This window comes from Streptomyces sp. NPDC046303 (genome assembly GCF_055588085.1).
The window spans coordinates 185,554-201,597 of record NZ_JBVJFA010000002.1; the positions used below are offsets into that span (position 1 = coordinate 185,554).

Annotated in this window: 14 protein-coding genes; 8 read left to right on the plus strand and 6 right to left on the minus strand. The window is 72.8% G+C overall.

What is annotated here, in order from left to right; all coding sequences use genetic code 11:
* Positions 1 to 88: 88 nt before the first annotated feature.
* A complete protein-coding gene (locus tag ACZ6I1_RS02585; RefSeq protein WP_469282270.1) occupies positions 89 to 3,028 on the minus strand; it encodes an FAD-binding and (Fe-S)-binding domain-containing protein in 2,940 nt (979 codons plus the stop codon).
* A gap of 40 nt (positions 3,029 to 3,068) precedes the next feature.
* Complete coding sequence (locus ACZ6I1_RS02590; RefSeq protein WP_469282272.1) at positions 3,069 to 3,521, minus strand: MarR family winged helix-turn-helix transcriptional regulator; 453 nt, start codon at positions 3,519 to 3,521, stop codon at positions 3,069 to 3,071.
* A gap of 94 nt (positions 3,522 to 3,615) precedes the next feature.
* On the opposite strand from ACZ6I1_RS02590, the gene ACZ6I1_RS02595 reads away from it, so the two are divergent.
* The 3 genes from ACZ6I1_RS02595 to ACZ6I1_RS02605 all read left to right on the plus strand — a co-directional run bounded on the left by ACZ6I1_RS02595 (position 3,616) and on the right by ACZ6I1_RS02605 (position 7,381).
* Positions 3,616 to 5,478: an ABC transporter ATP-binding protein gene (locus tag ACZ6I1_RS02595; RefSeq protein ID WP_469282611.1), complete on the plus strand. Its 1,863-nt coding sequence runs from the start codon at positions 3,616 to 3,618 to the stop codon at positions 5,476 to 5,478.
* A gap of 63 nt (positions 5,479 to 5,541) precedes the next feature.
* Positions 5,542 to 6,405, plus strand: coding sequence for an endolytic transglycosylase MltG (mltG, locus tag ACZ6I1_RS02600; protein ID WP_469282274.1), 864 nt, complete (start codon positions 5,542 to 5,544; stop codon positions 6,403 to 6,405).
* 70 nt (positions 6,406 to 6,475) lie between these two features.
* Positions 6,476 to 7,381 carry a hypothetical protein gene (locus ACZ6I1_RS02605; protein WP_469282277.1) on the plus strand — a complete coding sequence of 302 codons (906 nt, stop codon included), beginning with the start codon at positions 6,476 to 6,478 and terminating at the stop codon, positions 7,379 to 7,381.
* Positions 7,382 to 7,395: 14 nt separating this feature from the next.
* Here the strand turns inward: ACZ6I1_RS02605 and ACZ6I1_RS02610 are convergent, their stop codons facing one another.
* The 4 genes from ACZ6I1_RS02610 to ACZ6I1_RS02625 form a co-directional block, all read right to left on the minus strand.
* Positions 7,396 to 8,502, minus strand: a complete 1,107-nt coding sequence (locus ACZ6I1_RS02610) for an FAD-dependent oxidoreductase (RefSeq protein WP_469282279.1) — start codon at positions 8,500 to 8,502, stop codon at positions 7,396 to 7,398.
* Positions 8,503 to 8,513: 11 nt separating this feature from the next.
* Positions 8,514 to 9,896, minus strand: a complete 1,383-nt coding sequence (locus tag ACZ6I1_RS02615; RefSeq protein ID WP_469282281.1) for a cytochrome P450 — start codon at positions 9,894 to 9,896, stop codon at positions 8,514 to 8,516.
* An 84-nt stretch (positions 9,897 to 9,980) separates the two neighbouring features.
* On the minus strand, positions 9,981 to 10,658 hold the full coding sequence (locus ACZ6I1_RS02620; RefSeq protein WP_469282283.1) for an HAD family hydrolase: 678 nt from the start codon (positions 10,656 to 10,658) through the stop codon (positions 9,981 to 9,983).
* A 45-nt stretch (positions 10,659 to 10,703) separates the two neighbouring features.
* Positions 10,704 to 11,183 (minus strand): Lrp/AsnC family transcriptional regulator, encoded by a 480-nt coding sequence (locus ACZ6I1_RS02625; RefSeq protein ID WP_469282285.1) that lies wholly within the window; start codon positions 11,181 to 11,183, stop codon positions 10,704 to 10,706.
* A gap of 78 nt (positions 11,184 to 11,261) precedes the next feature.
* Between ACZ6I1_RS02625 and ACZ6I1_RS02630 the strand changes: the two genes are divergently transcribed.
* The 5 genes from ACZ6I1_RS02630 to ACZ6I1_RS02650 all read left to right on the plus strand — a co-directional run bounded on the left by ACZ6I1_RS02630 (position 11,262) and on the right by ACZ6I1_RS02650 (position 16,041).
* Complete coding sequence (locus ACZ6I1_RS02630; protein WP_469282287.1) at positions 11,262 to 11,858, plus strand: histidine phosphatase family protein; 597 nt, start codon at positions 11,262 to 11,264, stop codon at positions 11,856 to 11,858.
* Positions 11,859 to 11,912: 54 nt separating this feature from the next.
* The gene (locus tag ACZ6I1_RS02635) at positions 11,913 to 13,424 is read left to right on the plus strand and encodes an APC family permease (RefSeq protein ID WP_469282289.1); all 1,512 of its coding nucleotides are present in this window, start codon (positions 11,913 to 11,915) and stop codon (positions 13,422 to 13,424) included.
* Between the two features lie 9 nt (positions 13,425 to 13,433).
* Positions 13,434 to 13,865, plus strand: coding sequence for a universal stress protein (locus ACZ6I1_RS02640; protein ID WP_469282291.1), 432 nt, complete (start codon positions 13,434 to 13,436; stop codon positions 13,863 to 13,865).
* Positions 13,866 to 14,020: 155 nt separating this feature from the next.
* Positions 14,021 to 14,932, plus strand: coding sequence for an SAM-dependent methyltransferase (locus ACZ6I1_RS02645; RefSeq protein WP_469282293.1), 912 nt, complete (start codon positions 14,021 to 14,023; stop codon positions 14,930 to 14,932).
* A complete protein-coding gene (locus tag ACZ6I1_RS02650) occupies positions 14,932 to 16,041 on the plus strand; it encodes a terpene synthase family protein (protein WP_469282295.1) in 1,110 nt (369 codons plus the stop codon). Before ACZ6I1_RS02645 ends, ACZ6I1_RS02650 begins: the two co-directional genes overlap by 1 nt.
* The last annotated feature ends 3 nt before the right edge of the window (positions 16,042 to 16,044 follow it).

The window sequence follows — 16,044 nt, forward strand, 5'->3', positions numbered from 1 at the left end:
GTTTTCCGCGGGCGGAGGCCTGCCGTACGCGGGTTCGCGGGCACGTCGGACGCAGGAGCGCCTGGTCAGGGGGCGCGCACACCGGCGCTCAGGGGCGGGTGGCGTGCTCCAGTTCGAGCAGGACCGAGGAGTAGGAGCGTCCCGTCGCCCGGTCCATGCCCACCTCGCACATCCGGTTCGCCGACAGGTGCGCGTCGAAGGTCCGGGCGGTCACCTCGGCCGCCTCGCGCGCCGTCGCCGAGGCCGTCAGCTCGGGGTGCAGCATGCCCCGGTCCCCGGCGAAGGCGCAGCAGCCCAGGTCGTCCGGGACCACCACCTCGTCGGCGCACGCCTCGGCGACCGCCCGCAGGTGCGCCTCATCGCCCAAGTGCCGCATCGAGCAGGTGGGATGGAGGACGGCGGAGCCCACCGTGCGGCGGATCTCCAGGTGCGGCAGCAGTTCTTCGGCCGCCCAGACGACCGAGTCGACGATCCGCAGTTCCGCGTGCAGGGCCCGGTTCTCCTCCGTCAGGCAGGGGACCACCTCGTGTGCGATGCCCAGCGTGCAGGAGGAGGCGTCGACGACCAGGGGCAGCCGCCCGCCCGCGGTCCAGCCCCAGGCCGACTCCACGACGCGGTTGGCCATCACCCGGTTGCCCGCCTCGTAGCCCTTGGAGTGCCAGATCGTCGCGCAGCAGGTGCCGGTCACGTCCCCGGGGATCCACACGGGCTTCCCGGCCCGCTCCGACACCGCCACCACGGCCTCCGGCAGGGAGGGGCCGGGCCCGGCGGCGCCGGAATTGCCGAAGATCCGGTTGACGCAGGAGGGGTAGTACACGGCGAAGGCGCCCGCCCGCCGGGTGACGGGGAGTCTGCGCGCGGCGGCGCCGGGGATCTGCGGCAGCCACCGCGGCACCAGGTCCGGTCGTACGGCTTTGCGCGCGGCGCCCGTGACCGCCGCGAGCAGCCCGTCCCCGAGCCGGTCCGGCAGCCCGTCGGCGACGGCCACCGCCAGCCGGGCGGCGGCCTCCACCGCCCCGAACCGCTCCGCGGCCAGTGCGGCGGCCCGCTCCTCGCGGGGGCTGTGCCGGCGGTGGCGGAAGTCCTTCATCAGCGCGCCGGTGTCGATGCCCACCGGGCAGGCGAGCATGCAGGTGGAATCACCCGCGCAGGTGTCGACGGCGTCGTAGCCGTAGGAGCCGAGGAGTCCGTCCAGCACCCTGGAGCCGGGCTGCTGGCGCATCATCTCGCGGCGCAGCACGATCCGCTGGCGCGGAGTGGTCGTCAGGTCCCCGCTGGGGCAGGCCGGTTCGCAGAACCCGCACTCGATGCACGGGTCGGCCACCGCCTCCACCCGCGGAATCGTCTTCAGTCCGCGCAGGTGGGCCTGCGGGTCGCGGTCGAGGAGGATGCGCGGGGCGAGCACCCCGTCGGGGTCGACGAGGCGTTTCGTGCGCCACATCAGCGCGGTGGCCTCGGGTCCCCACTCGAGTTCCAGGAACGGCGCCATGTTGCGTCCGGTGGAGTGCTCGGCCTTCAGGGAGCCGTCGAACCGCTCGACGGTGAGCCGGCAGAAGGCGTCCATGAAGGCCGCGTACCGCTGGACGTCGGCCGGGTCGGCGGCGTCGAAGGCGAGCAGGAAGTGCAGGTTGCCGTGGGCGGCGTGCCCGGCGACGGCCGCGTCGAAGCCGTGCCGCGCCTGGAGTTCGAGGAGCGCCGTACAGGCTTCGGCGAGGCGGGACGGCGGTACGGCGAAGTCCTCGGTGATCAGGGTGGTGCCGGGGGCGCGGGCGCCGCCCACGGCGGTGACGAAGGCCTTGCGGGCCTTCCAGTAGCCGTTGATGGTGCGCGCGTCGCGGGTGAAGGCGTTGGTGACCGAGGCCACCGGTGCGACCAGGTCGAGCCCGGGGAGCAGCTGCGCCGCCCGGCTCTCGTACGCCTCCAGGCCGGCCTCGTCCGCGGCGCGGAACTCCACGAGCAGGGCGGTGGTGTCCTTGGGCAGGTCCGCCCAGTCGGCGGGTACGCCCGCGACGCTGACCGAGGCGCGCAGGGTGTTGCCGTCCATCAGCTCCACGGCGAGCGCGCCCGCCTCGTTGAAGAGGGGCACGGCGGCGGCCGCGGCGGGCAGCGAGGGGAAGAACAGCAGCGCGGAGCAGAGCGCGCGGTCCAGCGGGAGGGTGTCGAAGACGACCTCGGCGATGAAGCCGAGGGTGCCCTCCGAGCCGACCGCCAGTCCGCGCAGGATCTCCACGGGGGTGGCGCCGTCCAGATAGGCGTCCAGCCGGTAGCCGGTGGTGTTCTTGATCTCGTACTTGGCGCGGATCCGGGCCACCAGTTCCGGGTCGGCCTCGATCTCCCTCTTGATCTCCATCAGCCCGTGGCACAGGGCCGGCTCGGCGCGCGCCAGCTCCTCGTCGGCCAGCGGGTCCGCCGTGTCGACGACGGTGCCGCCCGGAAGGACGAGGGTGAGCGAGGAAAGCGTGCGGTACGAGTTCCTCGTGGTGCCCGCGGTCATGCCCGAGGCGTTGTTGGCGACGACGCCGCCGAGGGTGCAGGCGAGGGCGCTGGCCGGATCGGGGCCGAGGACGCGGCCGTGCCGGGCGAGGGCGGCATTGGCCCGCATGACGGTCGTGCCGGGCCGGATCCGGGCGCGGCGGCCGCCTTCCAGCACCTCGACGCCGGCCCAGTGGCGGCGTACGTCGACCAGGATGTCCTCACCCTGGGCCTGGCCGTTGAGCGAGGTTCCGGCGGCGCGGAAGACGACCTCGCGCTGCCGGCCGTGGGCGTAGGACAGGACGGCCGAGACGTCGTCGATGTCCTCGGCGACCACCACGACCTGGGGGACGAAGCGGTAAGGAGAGGCGTCGGAGGCGTAGCGGACCAGGTCGGAGACCTTCCACAGGACCTTCTCGGCGCCCAGCAGCTCGGTCAGTTCGGTGCGCAGCGGCTCGGGGGTGCCGGCGGCCCGGTGGTCCGGCAGCCGGTCCTGGGCGGGGCCGCTGACACGGCGCGGGCGCAGGGCCCCCGGCTTCGGTTCCAGCAGCGGCATGTGCCACCCCTCGCCTCGTTCGCGGCCACGCGCGGCCTCGTCAGCAGCTGTGCTCCGCCGGCGCGTCCGACAGGGCGTTCAGCAGACCGCCGAGCACCTCGCGCTGGTCGGCGGTCAGTGGAGCCAGGATCTCCTCTGCCGCGTCGGTTCGCGCGTTGCGCAGACGGCGCAGCGTGGCGCGGCCGGTGTCGGTGAGCTCGATCCGGATGACCCTGCGGTTCGCGGGGTCGGGTGCCCGGCGTACGCACCCGGCCGCCTCCAGGCCGTCCACCAGCGTGGTCACGGCGCGGGGGACCACTTCCAGGCGGGCGGCGAGATCCGCCATTCGGGGTGCCTGGTCGCCCTCGTAGTGCGAGACCAGACGCAGCAGCCGACTCTGGGCGGGAGTGATCCCGAGCGGTTCCATGTGGCGCTTCTGGATCCGGTGGAGCCTGCGCGTCAGGCGGAGCAGCTGTTCGGCGAGGAGGCGATCGGTGTCGGAGGCGGAGCTCATGCCGGGAACAATATCAGGATGCCGTTCATTGTGAGTATAGGTAACAATGACCTATGCTCCAATGGACCTGACTTCCGACCCCGAGAGGGCGCCCATGCGCGACGACGAACCGAAGTGGACCCCATCGAAGGAATCCCTCGATCCGAGCCGTCCGGGCCCGGCGGAGCGGCCGCGCGAGCTCGGCCGGATCGTGGGCCTCTTCCGCCCGTACCGCGGCCGCCTCGCCGTCGTCGGCCTGCTGGTCGGCGCCTCCTCGCTGGTGGGCGTCGCCTCGCCGTTCCTGCTCAAGGAGATCCTCGACGTCGCGATCCCGCAGGGCCGCACCGGGCTGCTCAGTCTGCTCGCGCTCGGCATGATCCTCACCGCCGTCGTCACCAGCGTCTTCGGCGTGCTCCAGACCCTGATCTCCACCACGGTCGGCCAGCGCGTCATGCACGACCTGCGCACCGCCGTCTACGCGCAGCTCCAGCGGATGCCGCTGGCCTTCTTCACCCGGACCCGCACCGGCGAGGTGCAGTCCCGCATCGCCAACGACATCGGCGGCATGCAGGCCACCGTGACCTCCACCGCGACCTCCCTCGTCTCCAACCTGACGGCGGTCGTCGCCTCCGTCGTGGCCATGCTCGCCCTCGACTGGCGGCTCACGCTGGTCTCACTGCTCCTGCTCCCGGTCTTCGTGTGGATCAGCAGGCGCGTCGGCCGCGAGCGCAAGAAGATCACCACCCAGCGGCAGAAGCAGATGGCCGCCATGGCCGCGACCGTCACCGAGTCGCTGTCGGTGAGCGGGATCCTGCTGGGCCGCACCATGGGCCGCTCCGCGTCCCTCACCGCCGCGTTCTCCGAGGAGTCGGAGAAGCTCGTCGGCCTCGAAGTGCGCTCCAGCATGGCCGGGCGCTGGCGGATGTCCACCATCGGCATCGTCATGGCCGCCATGCCCGCGCTCATCTACTGGGCCGCCGGCATAGCCCTCCAGACGGGCGCCCCCTCGCTCTCCGTCGGCACCCTCGTCGCCTTCGTGACCCTCCAGCAGGGCCTGTTCCGGCCCGCCGTCAGTTTGCTGTCGACCGGCGTGCAGATCCAGACCTCGCTCGCCCTGTTCGCCCGCATCTTCGAGTACCTCGACCTGCCGGTGGACATCACCGAGCGCACCGACCCGGTCCGCCTGGAGCGGGCCGAGGGCGAGGTCCGGCTGGAGGACGTGCACTTCGCGTACGACGCCAAGAGCGGCCCGACCCTCACGGGCATCGACATCACCGTCCCGGCCGGCGGTTCGCTCGCCGTGGTCGGCCCGACCGGCTCCGGCAAGAGCACCCTCAGCTACCTCGTGCCCCGGCTCTACGACGTCACCGGCGGACGGGTCGCCCTCGACGGGGTCGACGTGCGCGACCTCGACTTCGACTCGCTGGCCCGCTCGATCGGCGTGGTCTCGCAGGAGACCTACCTCTTCCACGCCTCGGTCGCGGACAACCTGCGCTTCGCCAAGCCGGACGCGACGGACGAGGAGATCGAGGCGGCGGCCCGCGCCGCCCAGATCCACGACCACATCGCATCCCTGCCCGACGGGTACCAGACCCTGGTGGGCGAGCGCGGCTACCGCTTCTCCGGCGGTGAGAAGCAGCGCCTCGCCATCGCCCGGACCATCCTGCGCGACCCGCCCGTGCTGATCCTGGACGAGGCCACCAGCGCCCTCGACACCCGCACCGAGCACGCCGTCCAGCGGGCCATCGACAACCTCTCGCGGGGCCGCACCACCATCACCATCGCGCACCGCCTGTCCACCGTCCGCGACGCCGACCAGATCGTGGTCCTGGACGGGGGACGGATAGCCGAGCGCGGCACCCACGAGGAACTGCTCAAGGCGGACGGCCGGTACGCCGCCCTCGTCCGCCGGGACCGGGACGCCGCGCTGCCGCCGGAGCAGGCGCCGCAGGCCGAGCTGGATCCGGTGAACGTATGACGGTGTGACCGGCGCACGGGCTGGATACCGGGCTCGGCGCGACGTGCGGGTTAGCTTTCCCGCATGCGCCCTGAGTACCGGCCGCCACAGCGCCGTTCCCGGCTCACCCGCCGGGGCCGGCTGGCTCTCTTCTTCGGCACGCTGCTCGTGATCGGGGCGGTCACCCTGATCCCCCTGCTGAAGGGTGGTGAAGCGCCCGAGAAGCCGCGTCGGCTGGTGATCCCCGAAGGCTGGCGGGCCTCCCGGGTGTACGCGGCGATCGACCGCGAGCTGAAGGTGCCGCCCGGTTCCGCCAAGGCGGCCGCGGCCACCGCCGGCCTGGCGCTGCCCGCCGAGGCGAAGGACAACCCGGAGGGCTACCTCTTCCCGGCGACCTACCCGGTGACCTCGAAGACCACCCCGGCCGTCCTCCTCGCGGCCATGGTGCGCACGGCGAACGAGAAGCTCGCCACGCGGGCCGTCGCCGACGGCGGCAAGGCCCACGGGATGACCCCGTACCAGACCGCCACCCTGGCCAGCATCCTCGAGGCGGAGGCCGACAACCGCGCCGACATGGGCAAGGTCGCGCGGGTGGTGCACAACCGGCTGGCGAAGTCGATGCCGCTCCAGATGGACTCCACCCTCAACTACGCGCTGAACCGCAGCACCGTGGACACCACCCTCGGCGACACCCGGATCGACAGCCCGTTCAACAGCTACGAACGCCAGGGACTGCCGCCCACGCCGATCGGCAGCCCCGGCCTGGAGGCCATGACGGCCGCGGTCGCGCCGACACCCGGGGACTGGCTGTTCTTCGTCACCGTGCAGCCGGGGGACACCCGCTTCTCGACGACGTACGAGGAGCACAAGAAGCACGTGGCGGATTTCAACCGGATCCGCGCCCAGGCGGGCGCCCGCCCGGACCGGGGCGCTGCCGCCGGGAAATGAGGGGCGGCGGGCCGGCGGGCGGCTCTACCATCGGCGGCCTGCCGAGTGCGTGGACCGAGGGGGCCGAACCGTGAAGTGGCCGTGGAGAGGGAAGACGAACGCCGAGGCGCAGGCCGGGAGCGAGTCCGACGCGGAGGCGAGGGAAGAGCCCGTACAGCCGCGCCTGGACGCGGCCGCGGAGGCCGCCGCGGCCGCCGAGCGGGCCGCGCACCAGCGGGTGGCCCGACGATGGGGCAGCAGTGCGGCCGAGTGGCGCGGCTGGCTGGCCCGTTCCCCTGTCGGCGTGGACCTGATCCACTGGTGGGCCGACGAGGTGGACCTGCTCGCTCTGGTCGGCGAGGACCGGTACGTGGAACGGCTGGGAGAACTGCTCTCGCAGGCCGCGCCGCGCGACATGGCCGCGATGGGGCTCGGCTGCACCCGGCGCGTTGACCGGGCCTGCCGCTTCGCCGAGACCTGCAGTCAGGATCCCGTCGTACCGCCGGGAGGAACGATCGAGAGCCATCGGTACGGGGAGGTGCCCGGGGCGTGCAGCAGTTTCATCGACTGCTGGTCCCGGCACCAGATCGAGGTCGATTTCACCGCCGGCGACCGCCACCGGTCGGTGCTCCTGTTCCGTGACCACCCGTTCGAGGCCCGGCTCTGGGTGGACGGCGTGCGGGTGGGGGAGGGTGAGGGGCTGGACAAGGGCGGTTTCTGGGAGGACGAGCGCTTCTTCACCATCCGGATCGAAGGCCCGGAAGACCACCCGCAGCAGGGGCTCGGTGACATCGGCAATCAGCTCTACAACATCGTCTCGCTGCTGATCCACGACGCGGAGCGGGGCACCACGCGCATCCTCGTCCCGGAGGACACCGAGAACTGGACCGATCCCTTTCTGGACGTGCGGGACGGGACGGGCTACGTGTACCCGACCCGGGAGGCCCGCGCGGCCGGAGCCCACCCGGACCGGACGTTCCCGATCGACGAACCGTGAGGCCGGCCGAAGGCTCAGCCGACGGGGGCTCCGACCGGCTCTGCGGCCCGTTCACGGGCCAGCAGCCGGCGGATCTCACGGACCGCGGCGCCGCCCGCGCGGTTGGCGCCGATGGTCGATGCCGAGGGGCCGTAGCCGACGAGGTGGATCCGCTCGTCGCGCACGGCCCTGGTCCCCTCGACCCGGATGCCGCCGCCCGGTTCGCGCAGCCGCAGCGGGGCGAGGTGATCGACGGCGGCGCGGAACCCGGTCGCCCACAGGATGACGTCCGCCTCCACCCGGCTGCCGTCCGCCCAGGCCGCGCCCGTGCGGGTGATCCGGTCGAACACGGGCCGGCGGTCCAGCACCCCCGAGTCGAGTCCGGCCCGTACGGCCTCGTTCAGCGGGAGGCCGGTGACGCTGACCACGCTCTGCGGCGGCAGCCCCCGGCGGACGTGCTCGTCCACCAGGGCGACCGCCGCCCGGCCCTCGGCCTCGCCGAAGGTGCCGTCGCGGAAGACGGGGGGCCGCCGGGTCACCCAGGTGGTCTCCGCGGCCGTTTCCGCGATCTCCAGCAGGTGCTGCACCGCCGAGGTGCCGCCGCCGACGACGATCACCCGTTTCCCGGCGAACTCCTGCGGCCCCGGGTAGTTCGCGGTGTGCAGCTGCCGGCCGCCGAAGGTCTCCTGGCCCGGGTAGCGCGGCCAGAACGGCCGGTCCCACGTCCCGGTGGCGTTGATCAGGGCCCGGGCGGACCAGGTGCCGGCCGAGGACTCGACCAGCAGCCGGCCGTCGGCGCCGGCGCGGACCGCCGAGACGTCCACGGGCCGCCGTACGCGCAGGCCGAAGCGTTCCTCGTAGGCGGCGAAGTACTCCCCGATCACCTCGGAGGAGGGTCGCAGCGGGTCGGCGCCGGTCAGCTCCATACCGGGCAGGGCGTGCATTCCGTGGACCCGGCCGTAGGTGAGGGAGGGCCAGCGGAACTGCCAGGCCCCGCCGGGACGGGGTGCGTGGTCCAGGACCACGTGGTCGATCCCGGCCCGGGCGAGGTGGTAGGCGCCGGACAGGCCGGCCTGCCCGGCCCCGACCACCACGACGTCCACGTCCACGGCCACATCCACGACCCGCGTCAGATTGTTCACGGTTCTACTAACTATCGGGCGGTGTCGGATCTTCCCCGCCCGGCGGAGCGCAGCGTCGCCCGCACCGGTCCGGCCGGCTGCAGGGTGAGCCCCGGGAAGACCCCGGCGCGCTCGCTGCCGCTGTCCAGGTGGAACCGCTGCGCCAGTACTGCCAGCACGAGCGCGGCCTCCACCAGCGCGAACCGCGCGCCCAGACAGGCCCGCGGCCCGCCGCCGAAGGGGATCCAGGCATGTTCGGGCACCGGATGCGGAGCGTCCGCGTCCCACCGCTCGGGCCGGAAGGCCTCCGGATCCGGGAACCAGCGCTCGTCCCGGTGCATCGACCACGGGCTGATCCACATCCCGGTCCGCGCGGGGACGGCGCGACCGCCGATGCTCGCGCCCTCCCCGGCCACCGCCGAGATCAGCCAGATCGGCGGATAGACCCGCAGCGACTCCTTGACCACCTGCTGGGTCCAGGGCAGCCGCGCGTAGTCGTCGTACGTCGGCAGCCGCCCGCCCAGCACCCGGTCCAGCTCCTCCGTCAGCCGGGCCCGCGCCTCGGGCGCCCCCGACAGCAGCTGCCAGGCCCAGGTCAACGTGGTCGAGGTGGTCTCGTGGCCGCCGATGTAGAGGGTGATCGCCTCGTCCCGCAACTCCTTGCGGGACAGCGGCGCGCCGTGTTCGTCGCGGGCCGCGAGCAGCCGGCTCAGCAGGTCGTCGCGCTCCTCCCCGGCCGCCGAAGCCGCCTCGTGCTCCCGTATGACGTGCTCGATCTCCCGGTCCAGCACGGCCACGGCTTCCCGCATTCGGCGCCGGCCCGGCGTGCGCACCCAGGGCGGCAGGAACAGCGTCACGCCCCGGAACTCGGCCCCCAGTTCCCGCTGGGCCGTGGCCATGGCCGCGCTGATGGGCGCCTCCCGGCCGGCGGCGTCGCTCCCGAACAGGGTGCGCACCGCGATCCGCTGGGTGAGTCCGGCCATCTCCCGGTGCACGTCTATCCGCTCGCCCTCGCGCCAGCTCCGCGCCAGTGCGTCCGCGCACTCCACCATCGTGGCGGCGTACGAGCGCACTTGGCGCGGCCGCACCGCGGGCTGGACCAGGGCCCGCTTGCGCCGCCAGTCGTCCCCGGTGGCCACGACGACCCCCTCGCCCAGCAACTGGTGGAAGGCCCAGCCCAGTTCCATCGGCGTGAAGGTGCCCTCCACCGCCCCGAGCAGCTCGCCGGCGTGCTCGGGCCGCGAGATCAGCACGTTGCGCCGCGGCCCGAGCGCCCACGGCACCCAGTCCCCGTAGTCGTCGCGCATCAACTCGAAGAAGGCCAGCGGGTCACGGGCGAAGGAGGGCAGGTTCCCGAGCAGGGGCCACTGGCGCGGCCCGCTCCCGGCGCCCCGGGGCAGCGTGGTGGCGGTCACGCAGGCATCGTGGCAGCCCCCGTGCCGGGGCACCAGAGGGCCGCGCCACCCTTCGGCGGGCGGCCCCCGCAGTCCGGTCCGGCGTCAGGCCGCGGTGCGCGCGGCCAGCCAGTCGTACGCCGCGTCCGCGGTGAACTCCCGCTGCCCGCCCGGGAAGAGCAGCCCGGCCCCCGCGAAAGCGGCGTCGTGAGCGGTCTGCGGCACGTACGGGATCGCCACGCATTCCATCCCGGCCGCGCGGGCGGCCAGGACTCCCGGCGCCGCGTCCTCGATGACCACGCAGTCGGCGGGCCCGGCGCCCAGCCGGCGGGCCGCCTCCAGGAACACGTCGGGGGCGGGCTTGCCGTGCGCGACCTCCTCGGCGGAGACCGCCGTCTTCAGCAGGGCGTCCAGACCGGTGCCGGACAGCACCGCGTCGATCGCCTCGCGCGAGGAACCCGAGGCCACCGCCATCGGCACCCCCTCGGCGCGCAGCCGCTCCACGAACTTCCGCATCTGCGGGAAGACTTCCGTCCCGGCGCGGGCCAGCTCCAGGTAGGAGGCGTTCTGTTCGGCGAGGAGCTGCTCCACCGGCACCGGGATCGCGTACCGTTCCCTGAGGATCTCCAGCGTCTCCAAGGTGCCGATGCCGATGAAGCGCGCGTGCTCCTCCCAGGTGAACTCGGGGACCCCGTGCCGCTCCAGGGTGCGGCGCCCCGACTCGTAGTAGTTCGGCTCGCTGTCCACGAGGGTGCCGTCGAGATCGAATATGACGGAAATCATCCGTTGTGCCCGTCCTGCCGGTCGTGTCCTGTCCTGACCATCCTGTCAGGTGGTGCGAGCGGACCGTCCCACGGACTCGACCAGCGGCAGCAACCGGTGCGCGACCCGCTCGCGCAACGCCACCTCGGTGCGGGTGCGGACCACCCCCGGGAGCTGGATCAGCCGCTGGATCACGTCCTCCAGGTGGGCGTTGTCCCGGGCCGCCACGCGGGTGAGCAGATCCCCGCCGCCGGTGATGGAGAAGGCCTCGATGATCTCGGGAACGGCCGCCAGTGCCTCGCCCACGTCGTCCAGGTGCCCCTGGGTCACCTCGATGTGCACGAAGGCCAGCACCGGATGCCCCAACGCGGCGGGGGAGAGCGAGGGCCCCGTCCCGGTGATCACCCCGGTGCGCTCCAGCCGGTCCAGCCGGGCCTGCAGCGTGCCGCGGGCGATGCCGAGGATGCGGGCGTACTCGCGGACGCTGGTGCGCGGCTGCTCGATCAGCAGGCGCAGGATCCTCGTGTCCAGCTCGTCCACCGCCATGCCGCGACTGTACCAATGGCCCGGTTCATCCGGTGTGCGGCCGCGGTCAGGCATGCCGGAGGGCTTAGGGTCCGGAGGATGAGCGACCTGCTGCTGGTGAGGCACGGCGAGACGGCGTGGAGCGCCGACGGGCGGCACACCGGGCGCACCGACGTCCCGCTGACCCCGCGCGGCATCGAGGAGGCGATCTCGCTGGCCCCCTTCTTCGGCGGCCGCCATCCGGCGCTGGTCCTGACCAGCCCGCTGCGCCGCGCCGTCGCCACGGCGGAGCTCGCGGGACTGACCGGCGGGGTCACCGACCCGGACCTGTACGAGTGGGACTACGGCGGCTACGAGGGCGTCACCACCGCGGAGATCCAGCGGACCGTCCCCGACTGGTCCCTGTGGACCCACGGGGTGCCGCCCGGCGACGCGGACCACCCCGGCGAGAGCGCCGCCCAGGTCGGCGCCCGGGCGGACCGGGTCCTGGCCCGGGTCGCCCCGGTGCTCCGCGCGGACGGCGGCCATGCCGTCATCGTCGCCCACGGCCACTTCCTGCGCGTCCTCACCGCCCGCTACCTGGGCCTGGATCCGGTGGAGGGCCGGCTGTTCCTGCTGCGGACCGGCACGGTCAGCGTGCTCTCCACGGAGCACGGCCTCCCCGTGATCGCGGGCTGGAACACCCGCCCCTCGTAAGGCCCTCGGGTCTCCCGCCTCGCGCGGTCCCCGCCCTCGGGCGAGGATGCGTACATGGCCGAAGACAGCGCGGGCAGGGACGGCCCGCAGGCCGCCGTCCCGGAGCCGGGGCTGAAGGCCAACGCGATCGGATTCCTCGACGCGCTGGTCATCGGCCTGAACTCGACCTCGCCCGCCTACTCCCTCGCCGCCGTGCTCGGGCCGATCGTGGCCCTCGTCGGGATCTACGCGCCGGGCGTGATGCTCGCCTCCTTCGTCCCGATGCTGCTGATCGCCGCCGCCTTCTACTACCTCAACAAGGTGGACCAGGACTGCGGCACCACCTTCTCGTGGGTCACCCGGGCCATGGGCCCCTGGGCGGGCTGGCTCGGCGGCTGGGCCATCGCCATGACCGGCGTCCTGGTCATCGGCTCACTGGCGGACGTCGCCGTCACCTTCGGCCTGCTCGCCGCCGGACTCGGGGACTGGGCCGCCGACGACGTGATCCGCCAGACCCTCACCGTCGCCGTGATCGCGGCCATGACCACGGTCTGCGTCATCGGCACCGAGCTGTCCGCGCACGTCCAGGACGTCCTCATCCTCGCCCAGGTCTTCTTCCTGCTGGCCTTCGCGGTGGTGGCCATCTACCGGATCTACGCCGGCACCGGCACCCTCGACGCGATCGAGCCGTCCGTCACCTGGCTCAACCCCTTCGGAGCCGGCGGAGCGGCGCTGACCGGCGGACTGCTGCTGGGGGTGTTCATCTACTGGGGCTGGGAGTCCGCGGTCAACCTCACCGAGGAGGTCCAGGACTCGGCCACGGCGCCCGGCAAGGCCGGCATCTGGTCGACGGTGGTCCTGCTGGTGACCTACCTGTCCGTGGGCTTCGCCGTCGTCGGCTACGCCGGAACCGCCTTCCTCGCGGAGAACGCCGCCGAGGAGGAGGCCGTCTTCGCCGTACTGGCCCACGAGGTCATGGGCGGCTGGGACTGGGTGGTCCTCCTCGCGGTCTGCACCTCGGCCCTCGCCTCCACCCAGACCACGATCATCCCCGCCTCCCGCACCGCCCTGTCCATGGCCCGCCGCCACGCGCTGCCGCACGGGCTCGCCCACATCCACCCCCGCTTCCGCACCCCGGACGTGAGCACCTGGTGGGTCGCGGGCATCGCCATCGGCTGGTACCTCGTCGTCAACCAGATCAGCGAGAACGCGCTCCTGGACTCGCTGACCGCGCTCTCCCTCCTCATCGCCTTCTACTACGCGCTCACCGGGCTGGCCTGCGCCGTCTACTACCGGCGCCACCTGCTGGAGAACGCGCACAACTTCCTGCTGATCGGCCTCGGCCCGGTGCTCGGCGCCGGACTGCTCGGATGGCTGCTGGTGGAGTCGGTCGGCGACATGTCCGACCCGGAGAACTCGGCCGGCGGCGTCTCCTGGTTCGGGCTCGGCCCGCCCCTGGTCATCGGCATCGCGATCGCCGTCGTCGGCGTCCTCGTGATGTGCTTCCGGCGGCTGCAGGACGGCACGTTCTGGCGGGAGCGCCGCGGGGTGGCCGACCCGGACCTCGTCCGCGGCCGGAAGAGCTGAGGAGTCCCGATGTCCGTCGTCCTCGGATACGACGAGTCACCCGGTGCGGAGCGGGCCCTGCGCGTCGCGCTGGAGGTCGCCGCCGCCTTCGGGGAGCCCCTCGTCCTCGTCTACGGGGCCGCCGCCCCCGGCGCCGCCGGTGAGGAGTACCGGGCGCACCGGGAGGCCGTCCGGCAGGCGGGCCGCAGCGCCCTGGCGCACGCCGTGGAGGCCGCCGACGAGGCGGGCGTGCCCTCGGCGGTCGAGGTGGTCGACGAAAGGCCCGCGCAGGCCCTGCTCGACGCCGCCCGGCGGCACGACGCCCGCGTCATCATCGTCGGCACCTGGGGCGACAGCCCGATCCGCGGCGCCCTGCTGGGCTCCACCCCGCACAAGCTCCTCCACCTCTCTCCGGTTCCGGTGCTGTGCGTACCGACGGAGCACGGCGGCGAAACGGTCTGAAGAACCACCACGGACGACCAACTTGGCCGGAAATCGCGCCATTTCGTGTGTCAGTATGCTCAAGGCCTGTGTGATCAAGGAGTTTTATCGATCACAAATGGGCAGAGTGGGGCGGCCGATCAACATCCCCACGTGACCGCAGGACCGGAGAACCGATGGACAGGAACCTTGTCATCCAGCCCCACCCTGGTGGCCAGGCGTTCGACGAGAGACAAGTGCCTCTCTACTACAGCCGCAAGACGGCTGACATCCTCCACAAATACGGTCCGGGACCGCGGGTCCACTTCCACATGGGGCTCTTCGCCCCCGGCGCGACACCGAACACCACGGTCTCCCAACGGGTGCTCAAATGCCGCATCATCGAGTCCCAGGAGGCGGTGGTCGACCACGCGGCCCGGTCCTGGGGCGCGTACGCCAGCCCGCCCCGCAGCCTCCTCGACATCGGCTGCGGGCTCGGCGGCGGCTCGCTCTACTGGGCGCAGGAACACGGTGCGAGCGTCACCGGCCTCACCGTCGCGGCGGAACACGTGCCCCTCATCGAGCAGTTCGCCCGCCAGGCCGGGGTCGGCGACCGGGTGACACCGCTGCTCGCGGACGTCCACGAGTTCACCACCGAGCGAACGTACGATGCCGCCTACGCCAACGAGAGCTCCGGCTACATGGACCGGGAACGGCTCTTCGAGGTGGTCGCCAAAGCCCTGAAGCCGGGCGGCTGGTTCGGGATACAAGAGCACTTCATCCGCCGCCCCGAGTGGACCGAGTTCATCGACGGCTACTACAAGACCCGCCTCGGCACCCTCACCGAGTACATAGCGGCCGCCGAGGCCGCCGGGTTCGAGCTGGAGCAGGACGAGGACCTCACCGACCGGGTCGCCGAGTTCTGGGTCCAGTCCATGGCCTGGAACACCGCCGAACTGGACCGGCTCGAGGACACCGCCGCCCCCTCCGTCTGGTCCCGCGAGCGGCTCCGGGAGTCGACCATCACCCACGGCAAGCTGTTCCGCATCTGGCGCGACCACGCGCTGGAGACCCGGCTGCTGCTCTTCCGGCTGGGCGGGGGGAACTGATGCCACCCGTGTACGCCGAGGGCTCCTACCCCTCCCGGATCGGCTGGCAACTGCCACCGTTCTACTGCCCGTTCGAAAAGGGCCTCATCCATCCCGCCGCGGCGGAGATCGAGAAGCGGGCCATCGCCTGGATCGACACCCACGGGTTCTACCCGGACGCCACCGAGCGTGCCTGGGGGCTGGCCACCCGCGCCGCCGACTTCACCAGCCGGATCATCCCGTACGGCGAGGTCGAGCCGATGCTGCTCTTCACCCAGTGGAACTACTGGGCCTTCGCCACCGACGACTGGCAGGACTCCAACACCGGCGCGTCGAGCACCGCCTCCGTCGCGGACCACGGTGCGCGGCTGGTCCGCACCGTCGAGGCCCCCGGCTCCGGCCTGCTGCCGCCCGGCCCGCACACGGCCGCGCTGGAGGACCTCGCGGCCCGCACCCGGGAGATGCTCGCCCCCGTCCAGCTGCGCCGCTTCACCGAGGGCATCCGGGACTGGGTGGCCGGCGCCGCCTGGCAGACCGCCCATGCCGAGCGGGGCACCATGCCGAGCCTGAACGACTTCGTGGCGGCGCGGATCTCGAGCAACGGGACCCGCTTCACCCTCACGTGGTGCGACGTGGCCAACGGGATCGCCGTGCCGGGCGACGAGCTGTACTCCGCGCCCGTCCAGGCCCTGACCGACGCGGCCGGGTTCATCGTCAGCTGCGACAACGACCTGTTCTCGTACAACAAGGACGACCACCACGTCCCGTGGGAGCACAACCTCGTGAACGTCCTGGCCGCGCAGGACGGGTGCACCCCGGCCGAGGCGCTGCCCGCCGCGTTCGCCCTGCGGGACCGGACGGTGGCCCTGTTCGTCCGGCTGCGCGAGCAGCTCGGCCGTGACGCGGGCGAGCAGCTGAGCCGGTACCTCGGCTCGCTGGAGCACTGGATCGCCGGGGACCTGGAGTACCACTCCCGGGCACCGCGCTACGCCAGCCCGCGCAATCGCAACGAACTCCCCGTGGAGGGGGCCCGGTTCGACGTCAGCTGGCGCGACACGCCCAGCGACCCGCGGGCCGAGCCGCCGCCGGTACCGGCTCTCGCCTGGTGGTGGCAGCAGCTCGACGCCTGACGC